This is a genomic window from Bradyrhizobium sacchari (assembly GCF_002068095.1).
In the GTDB taxonomy this organism is placed as follows: Bacteria; Pseudomonadota; Alphaproteobacteria; order Rhizobiales; family Xanthobacteraceae; genus Bradyrhizobium; species Bradyrhizobium sacchari.
The window spans coordinates 217,522-234,741 of record NZ_LWIG01000007.1 but is presented as its reverse complement, the minus strand read 5'-3'; the positions used below and the strand labels follow the sequence as shown (position 1 = coordinate 234,741).

The 17,220-nt window shown below is 63.5% G+C and carries 16 protein-coding genes; 11 read left to right on the top strand and 5 right to left on the bottom strand.

Annotated elements, in window-relative coordinates:
• From A5906_RS07510 to A5906_RS07495, 4 genes are all read right to left on the bottom strand, one after another.
• The gene (locus A5906_RS07510; RefSeq protein WP_080134608.1) at positions 1-879 is read right to left on the bottom strand and encodes a branched-chain amino acid ABC transporter permease; all 879 of its coding nucleotides are present in this window, start codon (positions 877-879) and stop codon (positions 1-3) included.
• Positions 880-892: 13 nt separating this feature from the next.
• On the bottom strand, positions 893-1,606 hold the full coding sequence (locus A5906_RS07505; protein WP_080134607.1) for an ABC transporter ATP-binding protein: 714 nt from the start codon (positions 1,604-1,606) through the stop codon (positions 893-895).
• On the bottom strand, positions 1,603-2,400 hold the full coding sequence (locus tag A5906_RS07500) for an ABC transporter ATP-binding protein (protein WP_080134606.1): 798 nt from the start codon (positions 2,398-2,400) through the stop codon (positions 1,603-1,605). Before A5906_RS07500 ends, A5906_RS07505 begins: the two co-directional genes overlap by 4 nt.
• Before the next feature lie 66 nt (positions 2,401-2,466).
• Positions 2,467-3,333 carry an IclR family transcriptional regulator gene (locus tag A5906_RS07495; protein WP_080134605.1) on the bottom strand — a complete coding sequence of 289 codons (867 nt, stop codon included), beginning with the start codon at positions 3,331-3,333 and terminating at the stop codon, positions 2,467-2,469.
• Between the two features lie 130 nt (positions 3,334-3,463).
• On the opposite strand from A5906_RS07495, the gene A5906_RS07490 reads away from it, so the two are divergent.
• The 5 genes from A5906_RS07490 (at position 3,464) to pimD (ending at position 11,247) form a co-directional block, all read left to right on the top strand.
• Positions 3,464-5,560: a 3-hydroxyacyl-CoA dehydrogenase NAD-binding domain-containing protein gene (locus A5906_RS07490; RefSeq protein WP_080134604.1), complete on the top strand. Its 2,097-nt coding sequence runs from the start codon at positions 3,464-3,466 to the stop codon at positions 5,558-5,560.
• Positions 5,561-5,760: 200 nt separating this feature from the next.
• Entirely contained in the window at positions 5,761-7,437 is a 1,677-nt protein-coding gene (gene pimA / locus A5906_RS07485; RefSeq protein WP_080134603.1) for a dicarboxylate--CoA ligase PimA, read from the top strand.
• On the top strand, positions 7,434-8,621 hold the full coding sequence (locus tag A5906_RS07480) for an acetyl-CoA C-acyltransferase (RefSeq protein WP_080134602.1): 1,188 nt from the start codon (positions 7,434-7,436) through the stop codon (positions 8,619-8,621). Before pimA ends, A5906_RS07480 begins: the two co-directional genes overlap by 4 nt.
• A gap of 157 nt (positions 8,622-8,778) precedes the next feature.
• Complete coding sequence (gene pimC, locus A5906_RS07475; RefSeq protein ID WP_080134601.1) at positions 8,779-9,969, top strand: pimeloyl-CoA dehydrogenase large subunit; 1,191 nt, start codon at positions 8,779-8,781, stop codon at positions 9,967-9,969.
• Positions 9,970-10,104: 135 nt separating this feature from the next.
• The gene (gene pimD, locus A5906_RS07470) at positions 10,105-11,247 is read left to right on the top strand and encodes a pimeloyl-CoA dehydrogenase small subunit (protein WP_080134600.1); all 1,143 of its coding nucleotides are present in this window, start codon (positions 10,105-10,107) and stop codon (positions 11,245-11,247) included.
• 211 nt (positions 11,248-11,458) lie between these two features.
• On the opposite strand, the gene A5906_RS07465 is transcribed toward pimD, so the two are convergent.
• A complete protein-coding gene (locus A5906_RS07465) occupies positions 11,459-12,550 on the bottom strand; it encodes a TRAP transporter substrate-binding protein (protein ID WP_080134599.1) in 1,092 nt (363 codons plus the stop codon).
• Positions 12,551-13,076: 526 nt separating this feature from the next.
• On the opposite strand from A5906_RS07465, the gene A5906_RS07460 reads away from it, so the two are divergent.
• From A5906_RS07460 to A5906_RS07435, 6 genes are all read left to right on the top strand, one after another.
• The gene (locus A5906_RS07460; RefSeq protein WP_080134598.1) at positions 13,077-14,324 is read left to right on the top strand and encodes a tyrosine-type recombinase/integrase; all 1,248 of its coding nucleotides are present in this window, start codon (positions 13,077-13,079) and stop codon (positions 14,322-14,324) included.
• 2 nt (positions 14,325-14,326) lie between these two features.
• Positions 14,327-15,133, top strand: coding sequence for a hypothetical protein (locus A5906_RS07455; protein ID WP_080134597.1), 807 nt, complete (start codon positions 14,327-14,329; stop codon positions 15,131-15,133).
• A 73-nt stretch (positions 15,134-15,206) separates the two neighbouring features.
• Complete coding sequence (locus tag A5906_RS44035) at positions 15,207-15,506, top strand: hypothetical protein (protein ID WP_245326627.1); 300 nt, start codon at positions 15,207-15,209, stop codon at positions 15,504-15,506.
• A gap of 152 nt (positions 15,507-15,658) precedes the next feature.
• Positions 15,659-15,961 carry a hypothetical protein gene (locus A5906_RS07445; RefSeq protein WP_080134596.1) on the top strand — a complete coding sequence of 101 codons (303 nt, stop codon included), beginning with the start codon at positions 15,659-15,661 and terminating at the stop codon, positions 15,959-15,961.
• A gap of 57 nt (positions 15,962-16,018) precedes the next feature.
• Positions 16,019-16,213 carry a hypothetical protein gene (locus A5906_RS07440; protein ID WP_080134595.1) on the top strand — a complete coding sequence of 65 codons (195 nt, stop codon included), beginning with the start codon at positions 16,019-16,021 and terminating at the stop codon, positions 16,211-16,213.
• A gap of 148 nt (positions 16,214-16,361) precedes the next feature.
• Positions 16,362-17,192 carry a hypothetical protein gene (locus tag A5906_RS07435; RefSeq protein WP_136615039.1) on the top strand — a complete coding sequence of 277 codons (831 nt, stop codon included), beginning with the start codon at positions 16,362-16,364 and terminating at the stop codon, positions 17,190-17,192.
• Positions 17,193-17,220 lie beyond the last annotated feature (28 nt).

The window sequence follows — 17,220 nt, the reverse complement described above, 5'->3', positions numbered from 1 at the left end:
TCAAACTCGCTTGACGATGTGCCGGCCGAACAGGCCAGCGGGTTTGACGACCAGGACGGAGATGATCAGCGCGAGCGCGATCGGGAGCTTCAGCTCGTTTCCGACGCCGGGGATGTAGGTGCCGGCGAGGTTCTCGAAGATGCCGACCAGGAAGCCGCCGACCACCGCGCCGAACGGGCTGGTGAGGCCGCCGAGCACGGCGGCGGCAAAGCCGTAGATCAGGACGCCGCCCATCATGTTGGGCTCGAGGAACACGACGGGGGCGATCAGCATGCCGGCGATCGAGCCGATCGCGGAGGCCATGCCCCAGCCCAGCGCGATCATCCAGCTCGTGTTGATGCCGACGAGGCGCGCCGATTCAGGCACCGAGGCGGCCGCGCGCATCGCAAGGCCGATGCGGGTGTACTGGAAGAAGAAGTAGAGGCCGAGCAGCAGCAGCACGGTGACGCCGATCATGCCGGCCTGGTGGGTCGAGATCAGCTGGCTGCCCAGGAACGGCGCGGAGCCGAACGGGGTCGGGTATTGCTTGATGGTGAAGTCCCAGATCAGGCCGGCCGAGGAGTTGATGATCGCGAACAGCGCGATGAAGCCGGCGACGTTGGTCAAAACCGGCGCCTTCGCAAGCGGCTTGAACAGGATGCGCTCGATCGCGATGCCGCCGACGAAGGAGAACGCCAGCGTGATCACGAACGCCGCCCAGTAGGGCACGCCCCACTGCATCAGCTGCCAGGAGATGAAGGTCGAGAACATCGCCATCTCGCCCTGCGCGAAGTTGAGATGGTCGATCGCCTGGTAGATCATGACCACGGCGAGCGCCATGCAGGCGTAGATCGCGCCCGTGGCGATGCCGGCCAGGACCTGGTTGGTGAACAGCTCCATTGTCCCGGCTCCCTCAGTAACCCAGATAGGATTTGCGGATTTCTTCGTTGTTCGCGATGTCCTTGGCATTGCCCGACATCACGATGCGGCCGGTCTCGATCACGTAAGCCTGGTCGGCGAGCTCGAGCGCGAGCTGGGCGTTCTGCTCGACCACCAGGATCGACACCTTCTCCTCGCGGTTGATCTTGCCGAGGATGCCGAACAGGTCGCGCACCACCAGCGGCGCGAGGCCGAAAGAGGGCTCGTCGAGCAGCATCAGCCGCGGCCGCAGCATCAGGGCGCGGGCAACCGCGAGCATCTGCTGCTCGCCACCGGAGAGCGTGCCGGCCTGCTGGGTGTGGCGCTGCTTCAGCACCGGGAAATGCGCATACATGCGCTCGATGTCGGAGACGATGCCGGCGCTGTCCTTGCGGGTGATGGCCCCGAGCTGGAGGTTCTCCTCCACCGTCATGTTGGTGAAGGTGCCGCGGCCCTGCGGCACATGGGCGATGCCGAACCGCACGATGCTCTCGGTGGAGCGGTTGTTGAGCGGCTTGCCGTCGAACTCGATGCCGCCGGTGGAGCGCACCATGTTGCAGATCGCACGCAGCGTGGTGGTCTTGCCGGCGCCGTTGGCGCCCAGCAGCGTCGTCAGCGAGCCCTCGTTGAGCGAGAAGGACAGGCCGTGGAGCGCCTGGACCTGGCCGTAATAGGCGCGCAGGTCCTTGACGTTGAGCAGCGTCGTCATTGGTCCTTGCTCCCGAGATAGGCCTTGATGACGTCGGGGTCCGCCTGCACCTGGGCGGGCGTGCCTTCCGCGAGCTTCTTGCCGAAATTGAGCGCGACGACGTGGTCGGCGATCGACATGACGAGGCCCATGTGATGCTCGACCAGCAGCACCGTCATGTGGCGCTCATCACGGATTTTGCGGATGAGGTCGCCGAGCACATAGACTTCCTCGTGGTTGAGGCCGCCGGCGGGCTCGTCGAGCAGCAGGATCTTTGGATCGGCGGCGAGCGCGCGCGCCAGCTCGACGCGCTTCTGCGTGCCGAAGGGCAGGCCCGATACCACGGTGTGGGCGACGTCCTCGAGGTCGAGATAAGCGAGGATCTCGTGGACCTTCTTGTTCACGTCCGTCTCGCTGCGGCGAATCCAGGCAAGGCGCAGCGAGTCGCTGATGATGTCGCTGGAGGTACGGGCATGCGTGCCGACGCGGACATTGTCCATCACCGACAGGTTCGGAAACAGCGCCACGTTCTGGAAGGTGCGGCCGATGCCGATCTCGGCGATCCGGTGCGGCGGGCGCGACAGGATGCTCACGCCCTCCATCAGGATGTCGCCCGATGACGGCTGATAGAGCCGCGAAAGGCAGTTGAAGAGCGTCGTCTTGCCGGCGCCGTTGGGGCCGATCAAGCCGAGGATCTGGCCCTTGTGCATGTTAAAGGACACGCCGTTGAGCGCGATGATGCCGCCGAACACGACGCTGACGTCGCGAACCGCGAGCAGGGGCGATGTACCCTGCGCGAGCTGTGCCTGCGTCATCTCGTCTCGCCCACGATGTCCAGCGGGCGAAGGGGCGATGCGAACCGCTCCCTGTCATGACATAGGCTATCTGATCCCCTCGGCCACACGCGCAACTCTTCCTCCTGATTTCAGCTTTTTGCTGACTTCTTTTTTTGAATGCGGCATCAGACCACCGAGCGCCGCTTCGATGTTCCTTACCATCGCAAGCAGACGCGGTCCAATGTCGTTGATCAAACGCTCTTCCGTGAAGCGGAATGCAGGCGCGCCGCAATTGAATGCGTAGGGCCCGGTTCCGTCGTTGAGCTTGAGCGCGACACCGGCGGCGCCGATGTCGTCGTGCCAGTCGCCGACGGAGATCGCAAAGCCGTATTTCGCGACGGTCTCGCCGGAACGTTCGAGGCCATCGCGCATCTTGGGCCAGCGGCTGCCGTAATGTTCGCGCAGGATGCGCGACACTTCGGCACGATTGTCTTCGTCGAGCGACCAGAAATAGGCGCGACCCATCGCGCTGGTTGCAATCGGCACGCGCGAGCCGACGTCAAGTTGAACACCCACCGTCTCGCTGCCGCGGCTCTGCCCGAAATAGATCATGCTGTGGCGGTCGCGGCCACCGACCGCGACGGCGCCGCCGGTGGCGCGCATCACCTCCTCGCGAAACGGCTCGGACAAATGCCGAACGCCGAGATTGGCGAGGGCTGCGTAGCCGAGCGACATCGCGGCGGGCGCGAGCTGGTACTTCTCGAAGCGGGGAACCGGGGTCAGGTAGCCGAGCTTGGTCAGCGTGTAGGTCAGCCGCGACACGGTCGGCTTCGGCAGGTTGGTCCGCGCCGCGATCTCCTGATTGCCGAGCAGGCCGTCATTGGGTTGGAAGGCGCGCAATACGTCCAGTCCGCGGGAAAGCGCGACGACGAAATTCCGATCGGTCGCAGTCTTCTTTCCTGTACGCTTCATCCCTGATCTGCTTCTTGCGCGGAGTCGTTGACAACGTCCGTGCTTCAAAATAACCCTGCCGTCAAGATGCGGAATTAAATTCCGCACCGCGAAATCGAACAAAAGTAAATCCCCACCAAGGAGGGACACCGTGAGCGAAGTGGTCAAGCTTGAGCGTCATGACGAAATCGGGATCGTCACGGTCAACAGCCCTCCGGTCAATGCGCTGAGTGCCGCGGTTCGCGGCGGCATCCTGGAATGCATCAAGGCAGCGGTCGCCGATCCCGCCATCAAGGGCATCGTGCTGACCTGCGCCGGCCGCACCTTCATCGCCGGCGCCGACATCACCGAATTCGGCAAGCCGCCAAAGCCGCCCGCCCTCAACGACGTCCTGTCTGAAATCGAGAATTCGCCGAAGCCAGTCGTTGCCGCGATCCACGGCACCGCGCTCGGCGGCGGCCTCGAGGTCGCGCTCGCCTGTCATTTCCGCGTCGCGGTCAAGGAAGCCAAGCTCGGCCTGCCCGAGGTGAAGCTCGGGCTGTTGCCGGGCGCCGGCGGAACCCAGCGCCTGCCGCGTGCGGTCGGGCCCGAGCTCGCGGTCAAGATGATCGTCGGCGGCGACCCGATCGGCGCCACGGAAGCGCTCAAGAACGGCCTGATCGAGGAAATCATCGAAGGGCCGGCTTCCGGCGGCGAGGCTTTCGTCCGCAAGCTGCTGGCCGAGAAGCGCCCGCTGCGCCGCCTGCGCGACGACGATTCCAAAATCGCGGCCGCCAAGGCCGACCGCTCGATCTTCACCAACGCGGTCGCCGCCATGACCAAGAAGTCGCGCGGCCTGGAAGCCCCGTTCGCGGCGGCCGACGCCGTCGGCTACGCCATCGACCTGCCGTTCGACGAAGGTTTGAAGAAGGAGCGCGAGGGTTTCCTCAAGCTCGTCGCCAGCGATCAGTCCAAGGCGCAGCGCTATGCCTTCTTCGCCGAGCGCGAAGCGGCCAAGATCGCGGGCGTCCCCGAGGGCACCAAGCCGCGCCCCGTGAACCGCGTCGCCATCCTCGGCGCCGGCACCATGGGCGGCGGCATCGCGATGTCCTTTGCCAATGCCGGCGTGCCCGTCACCCTGATCGAGACCGGCGAGGAGCAGCTCAAGCGCGGCCTCGGCATCATGCAGAAGAACTGGGAAGCGACCGCCGCACGCGGCGGTATTCCCGCAGATGCGCCCGCCAAGCGCATGGCGCTGATCAACGGCGTCGTCGGCATCGAGAATGTCGGCGATGCCGACCTCGTCATCGAAGCCGTGTTCGAGACCATGGCGGTGAAGAAGGAGGTGTTCGGCAAGCTCGACCAGTTCGCCAAGCCCGGCGCCGTGCTCGCCTCCAACACCTCGTATCTCAACATCGACGAGATCGCGAAGTCGACCAAGCGTCCGCAGGACGTGCTCGGCATGCACTTCTTCTCGCCGGCCAACGTCATGAAGCTGTGCGAGATCGTCCGCGCCGACAAGACCGCGCCGGACGCGCTGGTGACGGCTGTCAACATCGCGCGCAAAATTGCAAAGGTGCCGGCCGTGGTCGGCGTCTGCGACGGCTTTGTCGGCAACCGCATGCTGGCCCAGCGCGGCAAGCAGTCGGAGAAGCTGCTGTTCGAAGGCGCGCTGCCGCAGCAGGTCGACGCAGTGGTGACAAAGTTCGGTATGCCGATGGGTCCGTTCGCGATGAGCGATCTCGCCGGCCTCGATATCGGCTGGCGCTCGCGGAAAGATCGCGGCATCAAATCGGAGATCGCGGACGCGCTGTGCGAAGCCGGCCGTTTCGGCCAGAAGACCGGCAAGGGCTATTACAAGTACGAAGCCGGCTCCCGCGCGCCGCTGCCCGATCCCGATGTCGAGAAGCTGATCGACGAGACGCTGCTGCGTCTCGGCCGCAAGAAGCGCATCGTCAGCGACGAGGAGATCCTCGAGCGGATGATGTACCCGATGATCAACGAGGGCGCGAAGATCCTCGAAGAGGGCATCGCGGCGCGTCCCTCCGATATCGACGTGGTCTGGCTCTATGGCTATGGCTGGCCGATCTACCGCGGCGGCCCGATGTTCTGGGCCGACACCGTCGGCCTCAAGCACATCGCCGATCGTCTGTCGTTCTACGCCAAGGAGACCAACGATCCGAGCCTGGAGCCTGCCCCGCTGCTGAAGAAGCTCGCGGCGGAAGGCAAGACCTTCGCATCGCTGGCGGCGGCGTCGAAAGCGGCGTGATTGGATCGGCTGTGGCTGCGATATCTCGCTCCGGGCAACGCTCCCTCCGTTCCCTCCCCCCTTGCGGGGGAGGGGCAGGGAGGGGGGTAGCCCCAGGCGAGGTCGGTGTTTGCGGCCACCCCTCTCCCCAACCCTCCCCCGCAAGGGGGAAGGGAGCCCGTGCGTCTGTGCCTGCCTTACGCGCAAAGTAACGAAGCGAAATGACCCATCCCGGCGAACAGTTCTATCCCGAGGGCGTGCGGTGGGACGATCCCATCGCCCAGGGCTCGCTGCCCGACCTCCTGGCGAAAGCCGCCGCCGATTACGGCCCGCGCACCGCGCTGGAATTCCGCGACCGTCCGATCACCTATACCGAGCTCGCCGCGATGGCCGAGCGCGCAGCGGCCGCGTTCCTGCGCGCAGGCATCGGCAGGAACAGTTCCGTCGCGCTGTTCCTCGGCAACACGCCGGACCACCCCGTCAATTTCTTCGGCGCGCTGAAAGCGGGCGCCCGCGTCGCGCACCTGTCGCCGCTCGACGGCGAGATCGCGCTGACCCACAAGGTCTCCGATTCCGGCTCGCGCCTGCTCGTCACCTCGAACCTCCAGGCCCTGCTGCCGACCGCGCTGAAATTGTTGGAGAAGGGCCTGATCGACAAGCTCGTCGTCTGCGAGGACGACCATTGGGGCAAGGTCGGCACGCCCCAGGCCGCGATCCCCGATGATCCGCGCATCGCCACCTTCAAGACCTTCGCCGAAGGCGCCGCCGCGCCGGCGCAATGGCCGTCCATCTCAGTCGACGACGTCGCGCTGCTGCAATATACCGGCGGCACCACCGGCCTGCCCAAGGGCGCAATGCTCAGCCACGGCAATCTCACCTCGGCGGTGTCGATCTACGACGTCTGGGGCAAGCCCGCGCGTGCCGCCCGCGGCGATGTCATCGAGCGCGTGATCTGCGTGCTGCCGCTGTTCCACATCTACGCGCTCACCGTGGTGCTCTTGTCCTCGCTCAGCCGCGGCAATCTGATCTCGCTGCATCAGCGGTTCGACGTCGAAGCCGTGATGCGCGACATCGAAATCAAGCGCGCCACTTACTTTCCGGGCGTGCCGACGATGTGGATCGCGATCGCCGCACTCCCGGACCTCGACAAGCGCGACTTCTCCTCGCTGGCGACGATCGGCTCCGGCGGCGCGCCGCTGCCGGTCGAGATCGCCAACTTCTTTGAGCGCAAGGTCGGCAAGAAGCTGCGCAGCGGTTGGGGCATGACCGAGACCTGCTCACCCGGCACCGGCCATCCGCCCACGGGGCCCGACAAGCCAGGCTCGATCGGCCTGATGCTGCCCGGCATCGAGCTCGACGTCGTCGCGCTCGATCATCCGACAAAAGTGCTGCCGCCGGGCGAAGTCGGCGAGATCCGCATCAAGGGTCCGAACGTCACCAAAGGCTACTGGAACAAGCCGGAGGGATCCGCGGACGCCTTCGTCGACGGCCGCTTCCTCACCGGCGACATCGGCTATGTCGACACCGACGGCTATTTCTTCCTCGTCGACCGCAAGAAGGACATGATCATCTCCGGCGGCTTCAACGTCTATCCGCAGATGATCGAGCAGGCGATCTACACCATTCCCGGCGTGCACGAGGTGATCGTGCTCGGCATCCCCGACCAGTATCGGGGCGAGGCCGCAAAGGCCTTCATCAAGCTCAGGCCGGACGCAAAGCCGTTCTCGCTCGAGGAGCTGCGCACCCAGCTTGCCGGCAAGCTCGGCAAGCACGAGCTGCCGGCCGAAGTCGAGTTCGTCGCCGATCTGCCGCGCACGCCGGTCGGAAAATTGTCGCGCCACGAGTTGCGCCAGCAGCAGAAACCATCACAATCCAAGCAACCAGGAGGTCGCTCTTGACCGACGCCGTCATCGTTTCCACCGCCCGCACCCCGATCGGCAAGGCCTATCGCGGCATGCTCAACGCCACCGAGGGCGCAACCCTGCTCGGCCACGCCATTGGTGAAGCTGTCGCGCGCGCCAAAGTCGATCCGAAGGAGATCGAGGACGTCGTGATGGGCGCTGCCCTGCAGCAGGGCGCGACCGGCGGCAACATCGCGCGCAAGGCGCTGCTTCGCGCCGGCCTCCCCGTCACCGTCGCCGGCACCACCATCGACCGGCAATGCGCGTCGGGCCTGCAGGCGATCGCGCTCGCCGCGCGCTCGGTGATTTTCGACGGTGTCGAGATCGCGGTCGGCGGCGGCGGCGAGTCGATCTCGCTCGTGCAGAACGACAAGATGAACGGCTTCCACGCCCAGGACCCGGCGCTGCTCAAGATCAAGGGCGAGGTCTACATGCCCATGATCGACACCGCCGAAGTCGTTGCCAAGCGCTACGGCATCTCGCGCGAACGCCAGGACGAATATTCGCTGGAGAGCCAGCGCCGCACCGCAGCCGCCCAGCAGGGCGGCAAGTTCAAGGACGAGCTCGCGCCGATCACGACGCAGATGGCGGTCACCGACAAGGCGACCGGCACTGTCTCGATGAAGGAGGTCACGCTGTCGCAGGACGAGGGACCGCGGCCCGACACCACGATCGAAGGCCTCGCCGGCCTCAAGGCCGTGCGCGGCGACGGGTTCTCGATCACGGCCGGCAATGCCAGCCAGCTCTCCGACGGCGCCAGCGCCTCCGTGATCATGAGCGACAAGGAAGCCTCAAAGCGCGGTCTTGCGCCGCTCGGCATCTTCCGCGGCTTCGTTTCGGCCGGCTGCGAGCCGGACGAGATGGGCATCGGCCCGGTCTTCGCCGTGCCGCGCCTGCTCAAGCGCCACGGCCTCACCGTCGATGACATCGGCCTCTGGGAGCTCAACGAAGCCTTCGCCGTGCAGGTGCTCTATTGCCGCGACAAGCTCGGCATCGACCCCGAGAAGATCAACGTGAATGGCGGCGCGATCGCGGTCGGCCATCCCTACGGCATGTCGGGCGCGCGCCTCACCGGCCACGCCTTGATCGAGGGCCGCCGCCGCAAGGCCAAATACGCGGTCGTCACCATGTGCGTCGGCGGCGGCATGGGCGCGGCGGGGCTGTTCGAGGTGCTGCAGTAAACGTCGTCCTGGCCTAGTGCGCAATTGCGCACGGGAGCCAGGACCCATACTCCGCGGCAGGAGTAAGGGACCAAGGCGGCAATTGCCTTCGCAAAACGAAGGCCGGTGGTAATGGGTCCTGGCTTTCGCCAGGACGACGAGGAAACAGGAGGATCCGATGGATCTCGCATTCACGAAAGAAGAGCAGGCGTTTCGCGAGGAAGTGCGGTCGTTCTTCCGCGACAACGTACCGCCGGACACGCGGCGCAAGCTGGTCGAGGGCCGCCACCTCACCAAGGACGAGATGGTGACGTGGTGGCGCATCCTCAACAAGAAGGGCTGGGGCGTCAGCCACTGGCCGACGCAGTATGGCGGAACGGGGTGGACCTCCGTGCAGCACTACATCTTCAACGAGGAGCTGCAGTCCTATCCGGCGCCGCAGCCGCTCGCCTTTGGTGTCAGCATGGTCGGCCCCGTCATCTACACCTTCGGCAACGAGGAGCAGAAGAAGAAGTACCTGCCGCGCATCGCCAATGTCGACGATTGGTGGTGCCAGGGCTTTTCGGAGCCCGGCTCGGGATCTGACCTTGCCTCGCTGAAGACGAAAGCCGAGCGCCGTGGCGACAAGTGGATCATCAACGGCCAGAAGACCTGGACCACGCTCGCCCAGCACGCCGACATGATCTTCTGCCTCTGCCGCACCGACAACAACGCCAAGAAGCAGATGGGCATCTCCTTCATCGTGTTCTCGATGAAGTCGAAGGGCGTCACCGTGCGCCCGATCCAGACCATCGACGGCGGCCACGAGGTCAACGAGGTCTTCTTCGACGACGTGGAAGTCCCGATCGAGAACCTGATCGGCGAGGAGAACAAAGGCTGGGATTACGCCAAATTCCTGCTCGGCAATGAGCGCACCGGCATCGCCCGTGTCGGCGTCTCCAAGGAGCGGCTGCGCCGCATCAGGGATCTCGCCGGCAAGGTCGAATCCGCCGGCAAGCCGATCATCCAGGACGCCGCCTTCCGCGAGAAGCTGGCCGCCTGCGAGATCGAGCTGAAGGCGCTCGAGCTGACCCAGCTGCGCGTCGTCGCCGATGAGGGCAAGCACGGCAAGGGCAAGCCCAATCCGGCCTCCTCGGTGCTGAAGATCAAGGGCTCCGAGATCCAGCAGACCACCACCGAGCTCCTGATGGAAGTCATCGGCCCGTTCGCGGCTCCTTACGACGTGCATGGCGACGACGGCTCGAACGAAGCCATGGACTGGACCGCCCAGATCGCGCCCAGCTACTTCAACAACCGCAAGGTCTCGATCTACGGCGGCTCCAACGAGATCCAGCGCAACATCATCGCCAAGGCGGTGCTGGGGCTGTGACCGTCGTCATTCCGGGGCGCGCGCCAGCGCGAACCCGGAATCTCGCGCCACAACCTCTGGATTCCGGGTCCCCGCGCTATCGCGCGTGTCCCGGAATGACAAAGCAAAAATTCCGGTTACGAGGAACCAAAGAACATGGATTTTGATCTGTCCGAGGAGCAGCGGCTTCTCAAGGAAAGCATCGACGGCCTGCTGACCGATTCCTACGATTTCGAGCAGCGCAAGAAGTACATGAAGGAAAAGGGCGGCTGGAGCCGGGCGGTCTGGCTCAAGCTCGCCGAGCAGGGCCTCTTGGGCCTGCCCTTCAGCGAGGCCGATGGCGGCTTCGGCGGCGGCGGTGTCGAGACCATGATCGTGATGGAGGCGCTCGGCAAGGCGCTGGTGCTGGAGCCGTATCTGGCGACGGTCGTGATCGGCGGCGGCTTCCTGCGCCATGCCGGCACCGACGCGCAGAAGGCCGCGCACATACCCGGCATCATCGACGGCAGCAAGACGCTGGCCTTCGCACAGCTTGAGAAGAACTCGCGCTATGATCTCTTCGACGTCGCGACAACCGCGAAGAAGAAGGGCGACGGCTGGGTCATCGACGGCGAAAAGTTCGTCGTGCTCAACGGCGAGAATGCCGACACGCTTGTCGTCACCGCGCGCACCAAGGGCGACCGCCGCGACAAGACCGGTATCGGCGTCTTCCTGGTCCCAGCGAATGCCAGGGGCGTCACCAAGAAGTCCTACCCGACTCAGGACGGCCTGCACGCCGCCGACATCACCCTCACCGGCGTCGAGGTCGGCGCGGATGCGGCGATCGGCAATCCTGAGGATTCACTCGCGCTGATCGAACGCGTGGTCGATGAGGCCCGCGTCGCGCTCTGCGCCGAGGCGGTCGGCCTGATGGACGAGTCGCTCAAGACCACGGTCGAGTACATCAAGACGCGCAAACAGTTCGGCGTCGCGATCGGCTCGTTCCAGTCGTTGCAGCATCGCGCCTCCGACATGTTCGTCGCCACTGAACAGGCACGCTCGATGTCGATGTTCGCCACCATGGCGAACGACTTCGAGAACGCCAAGGAGCGCTCCAACGCGATCGCCGCGGCCAAGGTGCAGATCGGCAAGTCACTGAAATTCGTCGGCCAGCAGTCGATCCAGCTCCACGGCGGCATCGGCATGACCATGGAGGCGAAGATCGGCCACTACTTCAAGCGCCTGACCATGATCGAGAACACGTTTGGCGACACCGACTATCACCAGCGCCGCGTCGCGGACGCCGGCGGGTTGGTCTAGGCACGACGCTGTCATCCCGCGCCAGAGCGGGACGATCCAAGCAAAAGCCCCGGAGACATCTCCGGGGCTTTCGTCGTTTGATCTTACCCAGGACCCCGACGGCGGATGTGGCGAGAGCGAGCTCTCCAACCTCGGTCTCTGGGATACTGGATCGCCCGGTCGAGCGGGGCGATGACACCTTCAACGCGGTCCGACCTCTCGGCTCACTGTCTCACGTCCGCGTGCGCATCCGCATCATGAAGCTGTCGTAGCTGAGCTCGGCGACCTGCATCCAGGCCAGCGATTCATTCCGGAAGGCCGACAGGCTCGCATACATCTTCTTGAAATGCGGGTTGGTCTTGCTGAGATCGGCGTAGATCTCGTTGGCGGCAGCGAAGCAGGCCTCGAGCACCTCCTGCGGGAACGGCTTCAGGATCGCGCCGGCCACCAGCAGGCGCTTCAGCGCCGGCGGGTTGACGTAGTCGTATTTGCCGGTGACCCAGGTGAAGGTGTCGCGCGAGGCCATCTCGATCGCGGCCTGGTAGTGCTTGGGTAGCGCGTTCCACCTGTCGAGATTCATGATGTTGTGGCCCTGGCCGGTGCCTTCCCACCAGCCCGGATAGTAGTAGAACTTCGCCACCTTCACGAAGCCGAGCTTCTCGTCGTCATAGGGGCCGACCCATTCGGCCGCGTCGATCGTGCCTTTCTCCAGTGCCGGATAGATGTCGCCGCCCGCGATCTGCTGCGGTACGCCGCCGACCTTGGCGATGATCGTGCCGGCGAAGCCGCCGACGCGGAATTTCAATCCCTTGAAATCCTCCATCGACTTGATCTCCTTCCGGAACCAGCCGCCCATCTGCGCGCCGGTCGAGCCGGTCGGAATGCCGACCGCGTTGTATTCCTTCAGCAGGTCGTTGAGCATCTCCTGTCCGCCGCCGAACAGCAGCCAGGAAATATGCGCGCGCGTGTTCAGGCCGAACGGCAGTGACGTACCGAAGGTGAAGGCGGGGTTCTTGCCCCAATAATAATACAGCGCGGTGTTGCCCATCTCGACGGTGCCGTTCGAAACGGCATCCAGCACCTGCAGGCCCGGGACGATCTCGCCGGATGCGAATGGCTGGATCTGGAATTTGTTGTCGGTGACCTCGGCGACGCGCTTGCAGAAATATTCGCAGCCGCCGTAGAGCGTGTCGAGCGCCTTGGGCCAGCTCGCGGCGAGCCGCCATCTGACTTCCGGGGACGATTGTGCGATCGCAGGCGCGGCGACGGCTGTGCTTGCTGCCAGCCCGGCGCCTGTCACTTTCAGGAATTCACGACGTTTCATACGTATCCCTCCGTTGCGCCGATGTCCTCGACTAAGGGAACGATCTTGGTGCCGTCTTGACTTCGCCGATCACCGACGTGGTGTTGTGACGATTTTTTTTGGCGTTTCCGAATGGCCCTTCAGGGCTCTTGGTGGATCCCGCACGTTGCGGTTCCGCTGCGAGGATGACCGTTCGCCTCACGATAAGCAAGCGCCGTCGGAACGCTCGCAGTTGCGAAGGCGCGCTCTTCCCCTCTCCCCTTGTGGGAGAGGGGGGCTCGCCGCGAAGCGGCGAGAAGGGTGAGGGGTTTTATCCGCCAGTCCAACTCGCATGTGAGTCCGCGGAAGCGACCGCTCATCCGGCGCTTCGCGCCACCTTCTCCCACAAGGGGAGAATAAGCAAGTTGCTGCCTAGTGGCAGCGGGTGTATAATACCCAAATAAGCCGTTGAAATCACTTAGTAACTAGGCAGGCACTATGCCGGCACTAGCTAGCGCTATGCCACCGCTGTCTTGAACACCGGCTTTACACCAAGAGACACCGATCCATGGCCAAGCCTCGCAAGATTGCGCTGGAGTCCGCGACCGCCCGCGCAAAACTCACGCCTCGGAAAGCATCATACTTCGTTCGGGTCGCACCGCACATCGCGCTCGGCTATCGCCGTAATCAGAGTGGCTTCGGAACGTGGAGCGTGCGATTTGCCGATGGCAGCCCAAGCGGATGGTTGAAGGCGTTTGGTATTGCCGACGACAAGGAGCCCGCGAACAACAACGGTGTGTTCAGCTACGACCAAGCGCTGATGCAGGCGCGCAGGCTCGCGCGGGGCAATGGCGATAGTGACTGCGAGCCTGCCTCAAGCTTCGCACCGGTTAATCTCGATGGCGCATTGGTCGCTTACGAGGCCGATCTCAAGGGACGCGGCAGCAGCACCTACAACGCCAGCAGTCTGCGAAAGCATTTGTCGCTTTTCTTGCTCGCCCGGCCGGTGGCGCTGCTGAACGCCAAAGAGTTACGGATGTGGCGCGATGGTCTGCTCGAGAAGGGCCTTCAGCCGTCCTCCGTCGTCCGCTACTGCAAGAGCCTGCGCGCGGCCCTCAATCTTGCCGCGTCGCACGACAAGCGCATCATGAACGCTGATGCGTGGGGCACTGGCCTGGAATCGCTGCCTGACGCTACCGTTGCTCGTAACATCATTCTCTCCGATGCTGATGTCAGCCGATTCGTCGCAGCGAGTTACGACCGGGATGGAGCGCTTGGTCTCTACACTGATGTGCTTGCGACGACAGGTGCGAGACCCTCGCAAGCCGCGCGGCTTTTGGTCGAGGATCTGCACGGCGGGGCAAAGCCGCGCCTGACAATGCCGAAATCGGCGAAAGGTGGATCCACCAACCGCGCAAAGCGTATGGGCGAGCGTATCAGCGTCCCGATCACGCCAGCCTTATTCGCCAAGCTGAAGCAGGCCGCCAAGGGACGGGCTCCCGATGCACCCCTGCTGCTGCAAACCGACGGCCTGCCGTGGAGCGGATCTGACGACTATCGCGAGGACGTCGCCGCGATCGTCGACGCGCTAAAATTGGATGAGCGTGCAACGATGTACGCTTTACGCCATAGCTCCATCGTCCGCACGTTGCTGCGCGGAGTGCCCATCAGGCTGGTCGCTGCGTCGCATGACACGTCAGCCGCCGAGATCGAGCGGACCTACAGCAAATACATCACAGACTTCAGCGACGACATCTCGCGCGCAGCGCTGTTGCATTACGAACCTCCGCATAACGTGGTCGCTGCAGGCCCCTGACCATGGCGGCACGCGCGAAAAAACAGCCGATCGTCCGCAAGCGGGCAACTCTTGCACTTGGCGATCCTAGATGGGTACTGCTCAGAAAGGGGCACGACACGATATCGAAGCACATCTCTGGCGCGCAGCTCTCGCCTTTAGCGAGTGCAGATGTCATCGAGGCTCTGAAGGAAGCGGATAAGAAGAAAAACCTGCGTTCTATGCGCCGAAGTCTGATAGATCCGAGCGTGCGAGAGCCCCTCGATGCGTCCTTTTGGGCCGACCTCCGAATTGACGTTGATCTTGAAAAGAACGCTCTGCGGATTCTGCCGACCGTTCCCATCCGAAGGTTCCGGGATTTTCGCAATATCAATGCCTGGCATTACTACGTCTGGGAGCCGGACATCGACCGGATGCTCGGGAAGCCAAGTCTCAAGCGAAAATCGCCGAGAAAAAGACGCGACAGACGCTTTGATGCAGAAAACCTAGGGAGCCCCGCGAGCCAATCTTCCGCCACCGCCGAGGCCCAAGCAAATGTCGCTGCGCGATCAGAGCAGTCGACACCCTTGCAAATGGTTGAAAAACGCAAGCGCGGCAGCCGACCGCCACTGCTCTCGCTAGAAGAAATCGCTGAGAGCAAGGAATACGCCCACCGGCAACTTGACGCTGATCCCGCTTGGCTTGTCGCCATAGGCGGCAAGCAGAATGCCTGCGTGGACATCATCGCCAATAAGATACCCAGGCTTGGCAGCCGCGCCGAAAAGTGCTGGCGCACCATCTCACGCAGAATCCTTGAGCCAGTGCTTGCGGAGCGCAAAACGATCGGCTGACAAATGGACGATGTCATTTGACAGTTTGTCAGCCGATCTGACAGCGGAATCGTCTGTTCAAGTGAGGGCATAGGTGTACCTTATCCGCGGCTTGCAACAGCGCAGCAGCGGAAAGGACGCAAACATCATGGCAACTCGCCCGGAAATCACGGGCCGGAAGACGCAATCAACCGTCACTCTGATGGCGTATTCGATCGAGCAATTTTGCCAAGCGCACGGGATAAGCATCGATCTGTACTTCAAGATGCAGCGGCAGGGTTTGGGCCCGGCCACGATGAAGGTTGGCTCTCGCACGCTCATCAGCGTTGAGGCGGCCGCAGCATGGCGCCGTGAGCGCGAGTCTGACGCGAAAAACTTCACTGCCGCCGAGTAGTCGGCGCGGGCACATCAAAATTTGGATCTGATTTCGCCGCGGCAATCGCCGCTCGGCTGCGGCGAACCATTGATTATCAGGAGCGGAGCCGATCCAGGTGCACCCGTGTCGCAAACCGATGCACCTGGTCGTTTAGGAAAGGAGGGCTTCATATGCCCAATTCCGCGACCGAAACTACTGCCGCTCGCTCTGCGGTAACGTTCCTCTATCCGCCTGTCAACGTCATCGAAAAGCTTTTGAAGCATATTTCGGGACGGGCCGACGAGATCGCCGATTGCATCGTTGCCGCCTGCGGCTCCGCTCAGGATGATCTCTTGGCGTTGGAGACTATCGATCTCGGAGATGAGCTCAACGTGCGCCGCAAGTCGCTGGAGGACCAGTTGCTCCAGATTGAAATCGCCGCGCACGACCTCGATGAACTGGTTGGCTTCGTCGGCAAGCTTGCGTCGGAGTAGCTCGGTTTGAGGGGCGCCATCGACTGATGGCGCCTCTTTTATTTGGGGAATATCCCTATGGACAAGAAGCTGAAACTGCAGACCGCCTTCATCTTCGATCTCATCGTGCGTGTGGCCGCGGGCCTCCGTTGTCCGCATTGCGCGTCAGAACTGCGCGCTTGCGACATGACGCTTGATCGCGCGGGCAACCGTGCCGGGCTGATCTGCTCCCGTTGTCATAGCGACATTCTGAAGATCGAGCCGAACATCTAGTTCCAGCCGAAGGACACCGGTCCTGCCGACAAAGTCACGGCATCTCCGACTTCGATCCGACCGGCCACCGTTTCCCGCGCAAGCGGCGCCACCTGGGGCGCAGCCCAGTTCGAAAAGCACAAGCGAAACAGATCGAATGGAGCAAAACATGACGAACGATATCACAATCCCTCAAGACGGACCTCCACAAGCCGACGACGGCTTCTCCAACTCCTCCCGAACGCACCGCGTCGGGAGAGGCGCTTACATCAAGTGGAACGACAAACAGGGTTGGGTCGACCGCGACGGTGTCACGGCGCCGTCGCCGCTGCTTGTGGTTGGTGTCAAAGAGATCTTGCGCCGCTGGAAGAACAATGAGGCCGAGGACATTGTCGAACAGCCTTTGCCCGATGCTGACGAATTGAACGCCAATATTCCCGCTCAGGATTGGGAAGTCGGTGTTGATGGTAAGCCGCGTCCCCCTTGGGCGCATACGGTGGTGGTCTACTTGGTCAATCTTTCGACCGGAGAGACCTATACCTATACGTCAGCGACCACAGGTGCGCACATCGCTTTTGATGCGCTGAAAGAGGCGGTCATTACGATGCGCGCGCTGCGGGGATCGCGCTGTATGCCGCTTGTCCATCTGACTGACGCACCGATGAAAATGAAGTATGGCCGCCACGGCAAGCGCCCCAAGTTCGAGATCATCGACTGGCGCGTACCGGGCGGCGGAGGAAATCCCGTTCCGGCGGTGCCCCCGACACCTCAGCTCTCTGGCCCCAGTGAAGCTGAAAAGGCAGCGAATGCGGCCACGGCGTCGATTTCCTCGGGCATCTCGACCGGCGCTGCTCAGCCGGCCCTGCTTCAGCTTCAGGCCACGCCGCATCAAGCGAAGCCGAAGCCGCCTATTGACGTCTCTACCGAGACGCTCGCCGCGATGACCGACGTGAAACCGGTCACCACAGCCGAAATGCTGAACGACAAAATCGTGTTTTAGGCCATCGGGCGGATCAGAGAGGGGCGTC